Source organism: Paenibacillus phocaeensis, from assembly GCF_900021165.1.
GTDB lineage: Bacteria > Bacillota > Bacilli > Paenibacillales > Paenibacillaceae > Fontibacillus > Fontibacillus phocaensis.
In genome coordinates this window covers 162,651-179,444 of record NZ_FCOQ01000038.1, presented here as the reverse complement: position 1 = coordinate 179,444, position 16,794 = coordinate 162,651, and the positions used below count along the sequence as shown (strand labels likewise).

The 16,794-nt window shown below is 53.4% G+C and carries 14 protein-coding genes; 10 read left to right on the top strand and 4 right to left on the bottom strand.

The features are described 5' to 3' along the window. Positions 1–16: 16 nt before the first annotated feature. The 7 genes from BN3795_RS24225 (at position 17) to BN3795_RS24195 (ending at position 7,315) form a co-directional block, all read left to right on the top strand. Positions 17–1,129: a response regulator gene (locus BN3795_RS24225; protein WP_068787230.1), complete on the top strand. Its 1,113-nt coding sequence runs from the start codon at positions 17–19 to the stop codon at positions 1,127–1,129. A 96-nt stretch (positions 1,130–1,225) separates the two neighbouring features. Further along, positions 1,226–2,575: a sodium-dependent transporter gene (locus tag BN3795_RS24220; RefSeq protein WP_110945372.1), complete on the top strand. Its 1,350-nt coding sequence runs from the start codon at positions 1,226–1,228 to the stop codon at positions 2,573–2,575. A 181-nt stretch (positions 2,576–2,756) separates the two neighbouring features. Then, positions 2,757–3,098 carry a DUF485 domain-containing protein gene (locus BN3795_RS24215; RefSeq protein ID WP_068787228.1) on the top strand — a complete coding sequence of 114 codons (342 nt, stop codon included), beginning with the start codon at positions 2,757–2,759 and terminating at the stop codon, positions 3,096–3,098. 5 nt (positions 3,099–3,103) lie between these two features. After that, entirely contained in the window at positions 3,104–4,618 is a 1,515-nt protein-coding gene (locus BN3795_RS24210; protein WP_068787227.1) for a solute symporter family protein, read from the top strand. 308 nt (positions 4,619–4,926) lie between these two features. Beyond that, the gene (locus tag BN3795_RS24205) at positions 4,927–5,559 is read left to right on the top strand and encodes a glycoside hydrolase family 11 protein (protein WP_068787226.1); all 633 of its coding nucleotides are present in this window, start codon (positions 4,927–4,929) and stop codon (positions 5,557–5,559) included. 86 nt (positions 5,560–5,645) lie between these two features. Next, on the top strand, positions 5,646–6,506 hold the full coding sequence (locus tag BN3795_RS24200) for a formylglycine-generating enzyme family protein (protein WP_068787225.1): 861 nt from the start codon (positions 5,646–5,648) through the stop codon (positions 6,504–6,506). Positions 6,507–6,607: 101 nt separating this feature from the next. After that, positions 6,608–7,315, top strand: coding sequence for a DNA alkylation repair protein (locus tag BN3795_RS24195; RefSeq protein WP_068787262.1), 708 nt, complete (start codon positions 6,608–6,610; stop codon positions 7,313–7,315). Between the two features lie 401 nt (positions 7,316–7,716). Here BN3795_RS24195 and BN3795_RS24190 read toward each other — a convergent pair whose 3' ends face one another. Continuing rightward, positions 7,717–7,914 carry a hypothetical protein gene (locus tag BN3795_RS24190; RefSeq protein WP_068787224.1) on the bottom strand — a complete coding sequence of 66 codons (198 nt, stop codon included), beginning with the start codon at positions 7,912–7,914 and terminating at the stop codon, positions 7,717–7,719. A 150-nt stretch (positions 7,915–8,064) separates the two neighbouring features. Continuing rightward, positions 8,065–9,615 carry a flavocytochrome c gene (locus BN3795_RS24185; RefSeq protein WP_068787223.1) on the bottom strand — a complete coding sequence of 517 codons (1,551 nt, stop codon included), beginning with the start codon at positions 9,613–9,615 and terminating at the stop codon, positions 8,065–8,067. A gap of 334 nt (positions 9,616–9,949) precedes the next feature. On the opposite strand from BN3795_RS24185, the gene BN3795_RS24180 reads away from it, so the two are divergent. Next, on the top strand, positions 9,950–10,450 hold the full coding sequence (locus tag BN3795_RS24180) for a CarD family transcriptional regulator (RefSeq protein WP_068787222.1): 501 nt from the start codon (positions 9,950–9,952) through the stop codon (positions 10,448–10,450). 97 nt (positions 10,451–10,547) lie between these two features. Here the strand turns inward: BN3795_RS24180 and BN3795_RS24175 are convergent, their stop codons facing one another. Continuing rightward, positions 10,548–12,326 carry an ABC transporter ATP-binding protein gene (locus BN3795_RS24175; RefSeq protein ID WP_068787221.1) on the bottom strand — a complete coding sequence of 593 codons (1,779 nt, stop codon included), beginning with the start codon at positions 12,324–12,326 and terminating at the stop codon, positions 10,548–10,550. Further along, complete coding sequence (locus BN3795_RS24170) at positions 12,313–14,118, bottom strand: ABC transporter ATP-binding protein (RefSeq protein ID WP_232730034.1); 1,806 nt, start codon at positions 14,116–14,118, stop codon at positions 12,313–12,315. Before BN3795_RS24170 ends, BN3795_RS24175 begins: the two co-directional genes overlap by 14 nt. A 216-nt stretch (positions 14,119–14,334) precedes the next feature. On the opposite strand from BN3795_RS24170, the gene BN3795_RS24165 reads away from it, so the two are divergent. Further along, complete coding sequence (locus BN3795_RS24165; protein ID WP_110945371.1) at positions 14,335–15,033, top strand: GNAT family N-acetyltransferase; 699 nt, start codon at positions 14,335–14,337, stop codon at positions 15,031–15,033. A gap of 263 nt (positions 15,034–15,296) precedes the next feature. Further along, positions 15,297–16,508 (top strand): DEAD/DEAH box helicase, encoded by a 1,212-nt coding sequence (locus tag BN3795_RS24160; RefSeq protein WP_068787260.1) that lies wholly within the window; start codon positions 15,297–15,299, stop codon positions 16,506–16,508. Positions 16,509–16,794 lie beyond the last annotated feature (286 nt).

The window sequence follows — 16,794 nt, the reverse complement described above, 5'->3', positions numbered from 1 at the left end:
GGGTGTGGGATGCGCGATGCTAAAAGTAGTATTGCTGGATGACGAAAAACCGGCATTGAGGGTGCTTGGCCAATACATCGGGGACCGGAACGATGTGCAGGTTGTCGGTGCTTACACCGACCCTACGGAGCTGCTGAATGAGGTGAAGCATCTAATGCCGGATCTCGTTTTTCTGGATATTGAAATGCCTGAAATGAATGGGCTGGAGATGGCTGCCCGCCTCAGGGAGCTTCATGATGACATCGATATCGTATTTGTTACAGCCTATCAGCAGTATGCGTTGGAGGCCTTCCGGGTCAATGCGGTGGATTACTTGCTGAAGCCGGTAGACTTGGATAGGCTGCATCGTACCCTTGATCGGATATGGAAACGGAGGGAGCGGCGTACTCCTGAGCCGGAAGTCCGTTCTAAATCCGGGATCGTTTGCTTTGGGGGGTTTGAAATTTTCAAGGAACAGCGAAGCCCCATTCGTTTTCCGACCGCCAAAGCCGAAGAGCTCTTCGCTTATATGCTGTTACACCGGAATACTACGATTTCCAAATGGACGATTTGCGATCGCCTTTGGCCGGACATTCTCTCCCCGGAGAACGTGAAGCATAAATTGCATGTGACCATGCATCGAATGAAGAAAACCCTGCACGAGGGAGGGATTCAAGTCCGTATCTCTTCTCTAAAAGGATACTATCGGATGGAATGTGACGAATCCTGCGATTATATCCGGTTTGAACAAGCCGTTGCCGAGGCATTGAACGCCGATCAAGGGAACCCCGAAGCTTTAATGAAGGCGCTGGCTCTCTATAAAGGCCCGCTTTTTGCCAATAGGGATTATCCTTGGTGCGAGGAGGAGCGGGAAAGAATGTTCCGGTACTTTGCCGCAGCCTCCAAAAGATCAGCCCGATGGAATCTGGAAAGAAACCGATATCAGCAGGCATCCGAAGTTCTGCATTCCCTGATCTTTTACGATCCGGTGGATGAAGAAGCCCATGAGATGCTCTTGCGAATTTATCAGGAGCTTCAAGATAAGACCTCGTTCCTCATGCACTATGAGAAAGTGAAAAAAGTTTTCAGGGAAGAGCTGGACACCGTCCCTCCTGAAGCCTTAAGACGCTTGGCTGAGCACCTGCGTTAAATGCGGTGTTCATTTTGTTGGTGAAAAATGTCATATCCCTATTTGCTGACATTTTATTTATAATAATAAGATGTATAAAAAAACTGGGGGATCAACATGAAAACAACGCAAAATAATCTGGGCCAAGGCCGGAATGAAAGGTTTTCTTCTGCCGGTTTTATCTTGGCCGCCATCGGCAGTTCCGTGGGACTGGGGAATATGTGGAAGTTCCCATATATTACGGGGGAACACGGCGGGGCTGCTTTCTTCCTGCTATTCATCATCTGTTTAATCCTGATCGGATTGCCTCTGCTGTTAGCGGAGTTGGCCATTGGGCGGGCGGGCCGAGGCAGTGCGTCGACGTCCTTTGTGAAGGCCGGCGGGCCAAAAGTATTTGGCCGCCTCGGGTTGCTGCAAGTGATCGCACCTTTTCTAATCCTGAGCTTCTATGTCATCGTCGCCGGTTGGACGCTGCACTATGCTGTACAGTCCTTCGGTGGAGATCTGTATGCCAATTCCGACTACAGCGGGCAATTCGCCACGTTTACCCAAGGCTACCTGCCGCTCGTATGGCAAGCGGTCGCCGTGCTGATTACCGGCCTCGTGGTGGGGAAAGGGATCTCCGGCGGCATCGAGAAGTTCAACAAGGTGCTGATACCGGGGCTGGTTGTTCTGCTGATCATTTTGATGATTCGGGCTTTAACACTACCTGGTGCCGGAGCGGGCGTATCCTTCTTCCTTCAACCCGATTTCTCGAAACTCAGTCCGGAAGCGGCCTTGGTTGCCTTGGGACATGCCTTTTTCTCGCTGTCGCTGGGGATGGGGATTTTGCTGACCTACGGTGCTTATGTGGACAAGCGCCAATCCCTTGGCACGGCTACCCTGGCCATCGGGGCAGGGGACCTGATCTATGCGTTTATCGCGGGGCTTATCATCTTCCCGACAACCGCTTCGTTCGGGTTGGAGCCGGATGCGGGACCGTCTCTGGTTTTCATCGCGCTTCCTGCCGCGTTCTCGGCGATGCCGTTCGGGGCGTTCTTCGGCGGGTTATTCTTCATTCTGCTGGCGATAGCGGCTTTGACCTCCGCGGTTTCGTTGCTGGAAGTTCCGGTCTCCTACGTCATGGACCGCTGGGGATGGGGCCGCGGAACATCCGTGACGATCGTCAGCGTACTGGTCCTGTTGGTCGGGTTGCCTTCGGTCTTGTCCTTTGGTGTCGTACCGGCATTCACGGATATGGGCGGAAAGAACTTCTTCGACTGGCTCGATTTCATCACCTCGAATATTTTGCTGCCGCTGGGCGGCCTGATTACTACCGTCTTTGCGGGATACTTCTGGAAGAATGCCGCGGATGCCGCGGGCCTCAAGTCCGGATGGTTCCGGATCTGGCTGTTTATGGTACGGTATATCGCTCCGGTACTTGTCGTGCTCGTGCTTCTGCACACTACTGGGGTCATCAAGTTTTAAGAACGAGAAAACACCTGAGTTGCCTCAGGTGTTTTCTTTTTGCCCAAGCGGGATAAGCGATACGAACGGGAGAACAAAAGTTAAAATTTGAACATTTGCAAGCCAGCCCCTGCATAAAATGAATGCGAAGCGCTTACATATATTGGGTGATCTTCAAAGTTCATCATTTGGAGGGTGAAGTATGGGTGCGAAAGCCGCGAAAGGTGCAAAAACGGTGAAGGCTGCGAAAGGGAGGAGCTACACCGAGGTGTGGCATTCCGCCAAGTTCAAGACGTTGATCTCTCACAAGAAAAGGTTCATTATCCCGTCGACCGTGTTTTTTCTGCTGTTTTACTTTGCGCTTCCGATCATGACTTCGTATTCGGAGGTGCTGAATCGGCCGGCGATCGGCCCGATTTCCTGGGCATGGGTGTTTGCGTTTGCCCAATTTGTCATGACATGGGCGCTCTGCATCCTGTACTCGCGTGTGGCGAGACGGTTTGACCGCTTGGTCGATGAAATTCGACGGGAAATGGGGGCGTAACGATCATGGCGTTCACCTTATTTTGCGCGATTGTGTTGCTGACGTTGGTCATTACTTTTTTTGCCGCGAAAAAAACGAACAACACCAGCGAATTCTACACCGCCGGCGGCGGGCTGAAGGGCTGGCAGAACGGGACCGCCATCGCCGGCGACTATATGTCGGCCGCGTCGTTTCTCGGCATCGCCGGGTCGATTGCCTTGGTTGGCTTCGACGGCTTCTTCTACAGCATCGGGTTTCTCGTCGCTTACCTCGTGGTGCTGTATCTCGTCGCCGAGCCGCTCCGCAACCTGGGTAAATATACGGTCGCCGATATGATTGCCGCCCGCTTTGCGAACAAGGAAGTGCGTGGCTTCGCGGCGCTGAATACGATTGCGATCTCAATCTTCTACATGATTGCGCAGCTCGTTGGCGCGGGGGCGCTGATCAAGCTCTTGCTGGGGCTCGATTACGTCACCTCGGTGTTGATCGTCGGAGTGCTCATGACCATCTATGTCGTCTTTGGCGGGATGCACGCCACGAGTTGGGTGCAGATCACCAAAGCGGTGTTGTTGATGGGCGGCACCTTCGTCATTTCCGTAATGGTCTTCGCGAAGTTTGATTTCAGTTTGACCGGCATGTTCGAGCAGATGAAGACGGCAACGCCCTTGATGGAAAACTACTTGAACCCGGGCAACAAGTACAAGGTTCCGCTGGAGACGATATCGCTTAACTTGGCGCTGGTACTGGGCACCGCCGGGCTGCCGCATATTTTAACCCGTTTCTTTACGGTCAAGGATGCTCGTACGGCCCGCAGCTCCGTTGTCTACGCCACCTGGATCATCGGCATCTTCTACGTCATGACCATCTTCCTCGGATTTGGAGCCGCCGCGTTTGTGGGCACCGGGGAGATCACCGCCGTTGACAAGGCCGGCAATATGGCCGCTCCGCTGCTGGCCAAGGCGCTTGGCGGCGACTTCCTGTTTGCGTTCATCTCGGCGGTGGCGTTCGCGACGATCCTGGCCGTCGTCACCGGTCTCGTTCTGTCTGCCGCGTCGGCCTTCGCGCACGACTTCTATGGACAGATCGTTCGCCGAGGCAACGCGACCGAACGGGAGCAGCTGCGCATGGCTCGCTGGGCTTCAATCGGTGTATCCATCATCTCGATTCTGCTCGCCTTGTTCGCCCAGAAGATGAATGTGGCCTTCCTCGTTTCCTTGGCTTTTGCCGTCGCGGCAAGTGCCAACCTGCCGATCATCCTGTTCACCGTCTTCTGGCGAAGATTCAACCGCACGGGGGCGATCTCCGGCATGCTGGTCGGCTTGTTCAGCACGGTCCTTCTCGTAGCCTTAAGTCCGAACGTATGGGACCCGGAACCGGGCAAGGCGATTCTGACCGGAACGGCGCTCTTCCCGATGACGAATCCGGGCATTATCTCGATTCCGCTCGGCTTCCTCGCCGCATTTGTCGGGACCCTGCTGTCCCGCGATAAAGATGAAGCGAAATACGCCGAGGTGCTCGTCAAGGCGAATACCGGGGTGTAATGGCGGCCCCCCTCATAAGAATACCAACCAATCAGACGACTCCGCTGGGGTCGTTTTTTATTTTTTTCCCTCATGATTCTATTATTCTATGAAAAAAACAAGATAAATCCTTTAATTTGCGAAGTGAATTGTATGCGCTTTCCTTCTATAATTTTCTAACAAAGGGGGTGATAGTTAAATGTTTCTAGTTTATGACACAGGGTAGGTGATGCCCCGCAAAAACAAAAGTCGCATCTCGGTAAGAAGCAGAAGCAGGGAGAAGAAACGAAAGACGATTCTAAAAAAAGTGTTCTGAGGAGGAATTGGTCATGAAGTTGAAAAAGAAAATGTTTACAATACTCCTGGCGGCTTCGATGAGTTTCGGTTTGTTTGGGGCAACCTCAAATGCAGCAACGGATTATTGGCAAAATTGGACGGATGGCGGCGGGACGGTGAATGCGGTCAACGGATCCGGAGGCAATTACAGCGTCAATTGGTACAATACCGGCAACTTCGTAGTTGGCAAAGGCTGGACCGTCGGTTCTCCCAATCGGACGATCAATTATAATGCCGGCGTATGGGCTCCTTCGGGGAATGGGTATTTAACGCTCTACGGATGGACAAGAAACTCGCTGATCGAATATTATGTCGTCGACAGCTGGGGCACGTACCGGCCGACCGGTACCTATAAGGGTTCGGTGAATAGTGACGGAGGTACCTACGACATCTATACGACGATGCGCTACAATGCGCCTTCGATCGACGGCACACAAACGTTCCAACAGTTCTGGAGCGTTCGTCAATCGAAAAGACCAACCGGCAGCAATGTCGCGATTACCTTCAGCAATCACGTGAACGCGTGGAAGAGCAAAGGCATGAATTTGGGAAGCAGCTGGGCTTACCAGGTCCTGGCGACGGAAGGTTATCAAAGCAGCGGCAGCTCCAACGTAACGGTATGGTAATCGGTTAATCGCTGAACATTGTGACTGGGGCCGTTCGGTACACTGCCGGCGGCCCGACTGATCCTTCATTAAAAGGAGAGCTAACCATGAGGAAGCGATTCATGTTACTGTTTATCCCCATGCTGTTGCTGGTCTCGGCCTGCTCGCAGGTTGCTACGGGGAAGTCGGAGCGGCTGAACGATCACTTCGTGCTGGTTCAAGGCGGGAGTGTAGTGAACACCCTGTCCAATTACTACGGCTCGAATATCACGCTGGCTGATTTTTATATCGGAAAATATGAAGTCACCCAGAAGGAATGGGTGGAAGTGATGGGAAGCAACCCATCCCAGTTCCAAGGCAGCGATTTGCCGGTGGAAATGGTAAGCTGGTACGACGTCATTGCGTATTGCAATCAGCGGAGCATAAAAGAGGGTTTGGAGCCCTTTTACAATATAGATCAGAGTAAAATCGACCCGAATAATCAAAGCGAACACGATCAAATGAAATGGCTTGTCTCGATTAATCCGGAGGCGAACGGGTACCGTCTGCCAACGGAGGCGGAGTGGGAGTATGCAGCTGGCGGCGGCCAACAGAGCAAGAGCCACAAATACAGCGGAAGCTCCCGCGCGGATGATGTAGCTTGGTATTGGCGGAACGTTGGGGATAAGTATCTGACAGGAGATTGGAACTGGCCGATCATCGAAAGCAATCATGGTCAACCTAAGCCCGTCGGCGGCAAGAAGCCCAACGAGTTGGGGATTTACGATATGTCCGGCAATGTGAGGGAATGGTGCTGGGACTGGTACGGGGACGATGTGAATCAGGAGCAGGAACGCGGGGCGTTTCGGGTGGTGAAAGGCGGCGGCTGGATCGGCGATATCAGCAGCAGCGAGGTGGCGTTTCGCGGCAAGTTTGAAGCGAACGGCTTTGGTCCGGATCAAGGATTCCGCTTGGCACGAAGCAAGTGAAAGGCGGGCAGGGGCTTGACCGGATTGGAATTTGAATCAAACCCTTCAGACGTAGTAAGCTAGACGATAGAAACCAAGCGGGATGAAGGGAGCGGCTTATGATGGAGCTGGAAACGGTAATGCAGGAGCTTGAGGCACTCGGCAAAGAACGGCTGAAGAAGATGTATCTTGGAAACGGTGCGCGGGAACCGCTGTTTGGCGTAGCGACAGGGGAAATGAAGCCGTTGTTCCGGCAGATCCGGATCAACCAGCCTTTAGCCGAAGAGCTGTATGCGACGGGGAATTACGATGCCATGTACTTTGCGGGGATCATTGCCGATCCGAAAGCGATGACGCATGCGGATTTCGAGCGTTGGATCGAAGGGGCTTATTTCTACATGCTGTCGGACTATGTGGTGGCCGTCACCCTGGCGGAGACGGACATCGCCCAAGAGGTTGCCGACAAGTGGATCGCCAGCGGGGACGAGCTCCGAATGTCGGCGGGCTGGAGCTGTTATTGCTGGCTATTGGGGAGCCGGCCGGACAGCGAATTTGACGAAGGCAAGCTCGCCGGCATGCTGGAAACGGTGAAGGACTCGATCCATCATGCGCCCGAACGAACGAAGTCCGCGATGAACAACTTTGTTTACACCGTCGCGGTTTCTTACAAGCCGCTCCACGTCCAGGCGGTGGAAACCGCCGAGGCGATCGGTCCGGTCGAGATGAAGCGGGAGAACAAGAAGAGCACCTTCCTGAACGCTTCGGGAAATATTCAAAAAGCCCTGGATCGAGGACAATTGGGCTTTAAGCGGAAATACGTGCGGTGTTGACGCGTCTCGCGGATCGTTGGGCAATGCGCCTTATCGGGGGATTCCGGGGATTCCGGCAACATGTATTCGAAAAATCATACAGAATTGGGCCCGTTGCGGCTGAAATCGAGCAATGTGTATGAAAAATCGAATACAATGCGCCGAATCCGGGGATTCCGGCCATATGTATTCGAAAAATCATACAGAATTGGGCCCGTTGCGGCTGGAATCGAGCAATGTGTATGAAAAAACGAATATAATGCGCCGATTCCAGGTGATTCCGGCGATGTGTATTCGAAAAATCATACAGAATTGGGCCCGCTGCAGCTGAAATCGAGCAATGTGTATGGAAAATCGAATACAATGCGCCCAATCCAGGTGATTCCGGCCACATGTATTCGAAAAATCATACTTTTTCGCAGCTACATCGGCTTCCCATTCAACGTCGGCGGAGCCTCCGGTCTCATCTCCGGACCGAATTCATCCTTCGCTGCGGCGGGGTTGCCGTCCTGGTTCCAGGCGTCTTTCGTCAAGAAGGCGCCTTTTCGACCTTCATCGGTGGAATCCTTGGCTTTGGCCTGTTCCAACCGTTGCTTTGTGTTGTTCTCCTGATCGCTCATGTAGGAGCACACCTCCCTTGGGCTTCTTATGTGGTTGCTTTTCAGTATTTCCCAAAGTCCTCTCATTCATAGGCGGCAAAAGAAAACCCGCCAAAGCTCAAACTCCCTGGAGTCCAAGCCCTGACGGGTCCTTACATAGCGGTCGTCCGCTTATTGCCCCTTCACGAACTCGGCCGCCTTAACGCCGGCTTGGCGGCCGAAAATGATGATGTCGGCTACGGAGTTGCCGCCGATCCGGTTGTCCCCGTGCAACCCGCCGGTCACTTCGCCCGCAGCGAACAAGCCGGGGATCGGGTTGCCGTCTTTATTCAACACCTCCGTGTTGGTGTTGATTTTTACGCCGCCCATGGTGTAGTGGATGCCGGGAGCGATTTTGATGGCATAGTACGGCGCGCCGGACAAATCGTGATCCATCCCGGTCGTTCTGCCGAATTCGGCGTCATTTTTATTCTGAACGGCTCCGTTCCAGGTTTCCAACGTCTTCGCCAAAGCCTCTGCCGGTACGCCCATCGCCTCGGCCAAAGCTTCGATCGTGTCGCCTTGAAGCACGAAGCCCATCTTCTCGTATTGCTGGATCGCCTTCGCCCGGGATTTCACGCCGGAATCAAAAACAAGGTAAGCCGACTTCTCGGGAAGGGCATTGATCGCGGCGGTCACCTTATCCCGCGTATCCATTTCATTATGGAAACGATGGCCTTCACTAGAGACGAGGATCGCCCCTTCGCCGCGCACGGCTTCGCCGATCAGATACGATTTCTCTTGTTGAACCGTCGGGTGAACCTGGATCTTATCCATATCAACCGTAACGCCGCCCAATTTCTCAATCATCGTAATGCCGTCGCCGGTGCTGCCCGCTTGGTTCGTCGTGACGTATCCTTTTAAGTCCGGTCTAAACTGGGTGATCATCTCCGGATTAGCTCCGTAACCGCCTGTTGCCACGATGACGGCTTTGCCGGTAATCGTCTTTTCTTCGGTGTCGTTCAGGACGACCTTCACGCCGTGAACCTTGCCGTCTTGCTGAATAATCTCCTTGACATTGGCGTTGACGAACAACGGAATGCCTTGCTCTTCAACGTTTCGGACCAGACCGTCCACCAGGTATTGCCCCACGGCGGAGCCGTCTTCCGGACGATGCGTGCGTTTTTCGCTCATGCCGCCCGTGATTGTAAGGTTATTCAACCGGATTCCGATGGAATCGAGCCAATCGATCGCACCAGCGGAATGGTCAACGAAGAAACGCAGCAGGTCGGGATCATTGGTATTGTGGCCGCCTTTGAACGTTTCTTCATAGAATTTGTCGTTGCTGTCTTCAATACCTTGTTCCTTTTGAAATTTCGTCTGTGAGGCATTCATCCCTGAGGAGGATTTCGTTGTATTACCGCCGGCTACCGGCATTTTCTCGAAAATCACCGGGTCCATGCCGTTGGCTTTCGCTTCAAGCGCCGCGGTCATGCCGGCTCCCCCTGCACCGATGATAAGGATATCGTAGCTGTCCTTTAATTGATCATAAGGCGTATAGCTTTTTGCGGATGCGCCGGATACGGCTTCGTTCTCTGGGGACTTGTCCGTCTGTTCGCTAGCTTGCGTCTGGTTCTGACCTTGCGCCTGGTTCTGAGGCGCATTCCCGTTGTTACCGCATCCCGCAATGACGAGCATCAGGGATAAGACGAGAATCAGTGCTGCTGTTGCTTTCTTGTACATGATTTACCCTCCACTAATAACTTTATAGGGGAGCGATTTCTCTTTTTTTTGTTCCCCCTCTGAGAGGATAACATAGGTTCTCATTAGAATAAGTGAATCATTTCACAAAAGGACTAAGGATTTCCAGTGGAAAAGAACAGCATTTTCTAGATAAATGACATGAAGCCTGTTTTTTAGTCTATAATGGAGTTATAGGTACATCCCTAGGGTGATATATAACAAACGGCGAAGTTATCCGGCACCGTTTCACTCCAATCGAGTGAGCGGTGCTTTTTGGTTGTAGTGTCCAGGTTAGAGGCTCTCACGAGCACCACAGTACAAGGGAGGAAGGCACATGTTTGCGGTAAATGAGTATGTGATCTACGGAAGCAACGGGGTTTGCCAAATCAAGGACATTTGCACACCGCCGGGCGTCGAGGGGGACCGTAAGTATTATCTGCTCAACCCGGTTTATCTGAAAGGGACTACCATTTACACGCCGGTGGACAATCTTAAAGTGATCATGCGGAGCATTCTGTCGCGGGAAGAATCCGAGCGTCTGATCTCGCGGATTCCGAGTATTGATGCGACCTGGATCAGCAATGATAAGGCACGGGAAGCCAGTTGCAAGCAAGCGATCAACACAGGGGATCATGTAGAATGGATCAAGGTGATCAAGACGATGCGGCAGCGCAAAACAGAACAAAATAGCCTGGGCAAAAAACTGCGCCAATCGGATGAGCGCTTGCTATGTTCAGCCGCCGAGAATCTGCACGGCGAGTTGGCTGTCTCCCTAAACATCCCCAAAGAAGAGGTTGAAGAATACATCCAGAACCGGATCGGCCCAAGCAAATAACGGACGGAAGACCATACGCCGAAACGTTCACCAATAACCAAAAGGCAATTCCAGAGTCATGCAGCATGACTTTGGAATTGCCTTTTGTGTTTTTTTGCTAAACGGCTTCCATCTTCTGTGCGGTATACAAGCGGTAGTACAGACCGCGTTTAGCTATCAGCTCGTCATGCGAGCCGGACTCGGCGATCCCTTTGTCCGAGACGTACATGATACGGTCGCAGTTCTTCACGGTGGACAGGCGATGCGCGATGATAAACGAGGTACGGCCTTTCAGCAGCTCGTTCAAGCCTTGCTGGAGTAAGCGCTCCGTCTTGGCGTCGATGGAGGAGGTCGCTTCGTCCAGAATCAGGATGCGCGGATCGGCCAGCAAGGTCCGGGCGAACGAGATGAGCTGCCGCTGGCCTTGGGACAGCTTGGAGCCGCGTTCGTTCACCTCGGTGTGGTACCCTTGCTCGAACTCGCGGATGAATTCGTCGGCGCAGACGGTTTTCGCTGCGGCGATGATCTCCTCTTCCGTCGCGTCCAGCTTGCCGTAACGGATATTGTCCATAATCGTGCCCGAGAAAATAAAGCTGTCCTGCAGCATAATGCCCATCTGGCTGCGCAGCGACTTCAGCGTCACCTGGGAGATATCGTGACCATCGATCAGAATCGCGCCATCGCTCACATTGTAGAAGCGCGAGATCAGGTTGACCACCGTCGTCTTGCCCGCGCCTGTCGGTCCGACGAGCGCGATGCTTTCCCCGGCTTTCACGTCGAAGTTCAGATGCTCCAGAATATTAAGCCCTGGATCATAGGCAAACGTGACATCGTCGAACTTGACGTTACCTTTCACCGACGGCAGTTGCGTTGCATCCAGCACATCGCTGACCGTTACCGGCTCATCCAGCGTTTCGAAGATCCGCTCGAGATAAGCGACGGCGTTAATAAAGTTATTATACAGTTGCGACAGGTTGAGAATCGGCTGCCAGAACCGCGCCGCGTAACTGCTCATTGCGAGGATAACCCCGAAGGTCACGCCTTCCGGACCCATCGCCAGCAAGCCGACCAGGTAGATGAGCGTTGTCACGATCGTCGCCAGGTTGTCAACCGTGAACGGGATCAGGGCGTTGTAGCGCAGCGCCCGCATCCACTCCTTGCGGTAATTGCCGGCCAGGCGGGTAAAGATCCCTTCGTTATGCTTCTCGCGGGAGAAGATCTGCGTCACGCCGATCCCGCTGATGCTCTCCTGCAAATAGGCGTTCATGTTGGAGCTTTTGTTCGATACAGCCTGCCAGGCTCGGCGCTGCCGGGTTTTGATGAGCAGCATGACGCCGAGGAATACCGGCAACCCGGCCAAGGTGACCAGCGACAGCCGGACATCGACCGCAAACATAAAGGCGGCGATAAAGAGCAAGTTGACGATCTCGAGAATGAAGTTGATAATCCCGTTGGACAAGACATCCGATACGGCGTTGACATAGTTGACGACGCGGATCAGGATTTTCCCTTGCGGGCGGTCATCATAATATTTAAAAGGCAGCTCCTGCAGATGCTTGAACAAGTCCGTGCGGATATCGAAGATGATATCCTGCCCGACCCGGGTCATGATCCGGGAGCGGATGGTCGCCAGCACGACGCTGGCCACGATCGTGATCAGCATGAGCGCGGACCACCCGATCAGGGCTCCGAAAGCCTTCTCCGGAATCGTCACGTCGACGACGTGTTGAATGATGAGCGGTGCCGACAGCGCGATCGCTGCCGACAAGGCGCTTAATACGAAGGCGACGATCATCGGCTTCTTCTGTTTCTTGATGTACACCATGGCACGTCTAAAGTGCTTAATGTCAAAAGGCGATTCCAGGTTCTCGTCGACATCGAATTTATTCCTGGCCATGAGCGCTCACCGTCCTTCCGATCCCTTCGTTCTGAAGCATAAATACTTCGTAATAATAGCCGCGTTTGGCCAATAATTCGGCATGAGTGCCTTCCTCGATCAGACGGCCGCCGTCGAGAATCAGAATGCGGTCAGCTTCAGCTGTCGTGGACACACGCTGGGCAATAATCAGCTTCGTGCACGGGAAGTCCAGCTCCCGTAAGCTCTTCTGAATATGCTCCTCCGTTTCGAGATCCACCGCGGACGTCGTATCGTCGAGAATCAAGATCGGGCGGCGTACCGCCAGGGCCCGGGCCAACGCGATCCGCTGCTTCTGACCGCCGGATAAGCCGACGCCGCGTTCCCCGACGATGGTGTCATACCCTTCGGGCATTTTCGTAATAAAATCATGCGCCGCGGCCAACCGGGCATACTCGACCGTCTGTTCTTCCGGCAGCTCGGGATCGCCGTAAGCGATGTTCCCGTCGATCGTATCGGAGAACAGCAGTACGTCCTGGGTCGCGATGCCGATGTTGCCTCGGAGCTCGTCGAGCTCCAGCTTGCGTACATCGACGCCGTCAACCCGTACTTGCCCGCCGGAGACGTCGTAGAAGCGCGGGATCAGGTTGACGAGGGACGTCTTGCCTGAACCCGTCGAGCCCATGATCGCAACGGTTTCCCCGGGGCTAACCGAGAAGCTGATATCATGCAGCACTTCGCCGCCATCGTATTTGAAGCTGACGTGGTCGAATTCGATCCGTCCTTCGTAACGGCGTTTATCGCCCGCGTTGTGCTCGTTTACGATACGGGGTTTGGCATAGTAAATTTCTACGATTTTACTTAAGCTGGCGAAGAAACGCTGAATATCGTTAATGATAATCCCGATGTTGCGCATAGGGTTGGATACGGCCCAGATAAGCGCGGAGAACGCGGAGAATTCCCCGAACGTAATCCGTCCCTGCATGACGAAATAACCGCCGGCCAGCATCAGGATCACGTTAAACGCCTGCGCGAACGTCTCCAGATACGGGAAGTAGTCCAGCCACACGAGCGCCGCCTTTTTGTTGGCTTGGGAGAAGTGGATGTTCTTGTCCGTGAACTTCTCGATTTCAAATTCCTCGCGGGCAAAGGCTTTAACGACGCGGTTCCCCGAGATATTCTCCTGGGTGATCGTGTTCAGTTGGGAGAGCCGCTCGCGCAGGTCGATGTACATGGGACGGACCTTTTTCGCAAAAATAAAAGCTACGACGAAAATCGGCGGCGCCAGAACCAGCAGCCACAACGTCAATACGGCATCAATCGTGAAGAAGTAAACGACGGCCGCAATGAAGATCGTCACCGATTCGATGATCGTCTTGATAATCCACGCCATCGAGTGCCGCACCATGTCCAGGTCCCCGGTCATTTTGGTCATTAAGTCCCCGGTCCGGTTATGGTCGTAATATTCCATATCCTGGCCTTGGATCTTGTTGTACAGATAGATGCGGACCTTGTACAACATATTTTGCGAAGCCTGCTCGTATTGCATCGTTGTCAGATAAGCAAGCCCCGTGCGCAGCAAGGAGAAGCCGATCATGCCGAGACAGAGCATGATGAGCAGCCCTCGTTCCTGCGTTAAATTTTGCACCGCATTCTCACCCGTGATAAACGTGTCGACAATGCGTTGGCCTATGTACGGATTGATAATCATGAGCGAAGAGCCCACGACGGAGAGCACTAGCGCCGTAATGTACCTGGCCCGGTTGCCCTCCAAATTCTGCCATAGCCATTTGAGTTCGAACATCTGATCACCCGTTTCCGTTTGTTCTTGCATGCAAAGCTGCTGGATGGACCTCTTTTTCGCAAATCATCGTGATTATACCACAACCACCCACAGGTAAAACCCGCGTATTCCAGCTTGTTGTGACGTATGTTTGCGTTTTCTCGGAGGGATCGCCCCTTTGCTTTTATTTCGGTAAAATCTTTAGAATATGAAGTGAATATCTCGGCTTTTGCAGTAAGACTCGCAAAAATGTGAAGGAGGATTGCAATGGTTGAAGATATCGTCATCGTTCCCTTAGTTCACGCAGATCGGGAGGGGGCGTGCCGGGTGTTCGAGCGGACTATCCCGGAGGCGTTCGCCGGGGAAGGGCTTGAACATTTAATAGAAGAAATCCGCGAAGAAATCGAAGGGAAGAAGAGGCTAGTGGACGCGGCGCTTCGGATCGCCGCAGGCTTGGATCCGCCCCAGCCTTGGCATCAAGCGGCGGAAGAAGCCGTCTTTTTCCTGGTTGCGAGGTCGGTTCGGGAGGTGGTTGGCACGATCTCCTTTGGTCCTTGCGGGAAGGAAATCGCCGAATGTACCCGGCACGCTCTGGACGACGTTGGCGAACTGGGAAGCTTGTACGTGCTGCCTGCTTATCAAGGTCAAGGCATCGGGGCGGCTTTGATCCAGGCGTTGGCGGAAGAGCTGAAGGGGCGGGGCATCGAGCGGTTTTGCCTCGACAGCGGCTATAAGAGGGCACAGCAGAAGTGGCTTCGCAAGTTCGGCGAGCCATATGCCGTGGCCAAGAACTACTGGGGGCCGGGGCAGGACCATATGGTTTGGCTGTGCAGCGTGGGGGATTACCTGGGTGGGCACGGATTGATGAACGTTAAGTGGTCCCCGGTCCCCGGTCCCCGGCCGCACTCGGCGGATATAAGGGTAAAAAGTGTCCTTATTTCTCGAAAAAGCCACGTGTTGCGGTAAATAGGGACATAAAATGGCCTTATTTGATTCGGAATCGGGTAGAAGCAGGACATTTTAGTCCCTCAACCTAAAAATAAGACCCTAAAATGGCCTTATTTTCTGCATGGAGGGCAGCAAGGTGGAAAATAAGGCCAAAAAACGGCCTTATCGGAATGTCTAGTCCGCTCCCGATTTGCCGGGGCATCCGCGCCGTGTTATATTGATATGATCGGTGACCGTATACGATGGCCGCCGAAATTAGCGATTTTCGGCAAGGAGTTATCATGTTATTTAAAGAGTTGAATTTGATCCCCTCGATCTTAAAAGCATTGGAACAGGAAAACTATACGGCACCCACGCCGATTCAACAGCAAGCGATCCCGCCCATTCTGAGCGGCAAGGACCTGCTGGGCTGCGCGCAGACCGGTACGGGGAAGACTGCGGCGTTCGCGATTCCTACGTTGCAACTGTTAAATAAGGATTATCCCGCTCAGTCCGGGCGGCGCAACATCCGGGCGTTGGTGATCACGCCTACCCGCGAGCTGGCGCTGCAAATTCACGAGAACTTTTGCGCTTACGGCAAATATTTGCCCCTGAAATGCGCCGTCATTTTCGGAGGAGTCTCGCAGAGACCTCAGGAGATTGCGCTGCAAAAAGGCGTAGACATCCTGGTGGCCACGCCCGGCCGGCTGAATGATTTAATCCAACAGAAGCTGGTGGACTTGAAGGACGTGAAACTGCTGATTCTGGATGAAGCGGATCGCATGCTGGATATGGGCTTTATCCACGACGTCAAGAAGATCATCGCCAAGACGCCGTCCCAGCGGCAAACCCTGCTCTTCTCTGCAACCATGCCCGGGGCGATCGCCCAGATGGCCGATTCCATCCTGAGGAACCCCGTCAAGGTGGCGATTACGCCGGTATCCTCCACGGTGGATGCGATTGGTCAGCAGTTGTATTACGTGGACAAGGGGAATAAAAAGGATCTGCTGCTCCATCTCCTGAAGGACAAGTCGATTGAATCCGTCATCGTCTTTACGCGGACCAAGCATGGGGCCGACCGGTTGGTCCGCCACTTGACGAAAGCGCAGGTCAGCGCCAAAGCCATCCATGGCGACAAGTCGCAGGGGGCTCGGCAAACAGCCTTGCAAAACTTTAAGAATCGCACGTTGCGCGTCCTGGTTGCAACCGATATTGCGGCGCGGGGCATTGACATCGATGAATTGTCCCACGTCATCAACTATGAACTCCCGAACATTCCCGAAACGTACGTTCATCGAATCGGACGAACCGGCCGGGCGGGACAGAGCGGCGTCGCTATTTCGTTCTGCGATTTCGATGAGAAGGAATACGTTGCAGCGATCGAGAAGTTGACGGGAAAACGGATGAAGGTCGTCAAGGATCACCCTTATCCGATGCAACAAACGGCCCCGGCTCCTAAAGTGGCGCCTCCGGCAAGGGAGCCTCGAAATCGGCCGAAGGTAAAGAAAATATGACACCGTAGGATAACGAGAAATTCATCCGGAAGCAGTCCAATGCTTCCGGATTTTTTTGCATTTCACAAAAATATCTTTCCCATCATTTAGGAGATGGAAGGCATGGTTTTACACAGGGCTAACAGTGAGGACGGAGGTGACACGAGACTTACGCCAGCTGTAAGGGAGAATTTGTGAAAGCGATTAACACCAATGCGGTTACGAAAAGAGAAGTCTGAAAATCCAATCTCCCGCCTTGCTCAAAACATCCATATACACCCATTTGATTACAAATAAAAGGAGAAGT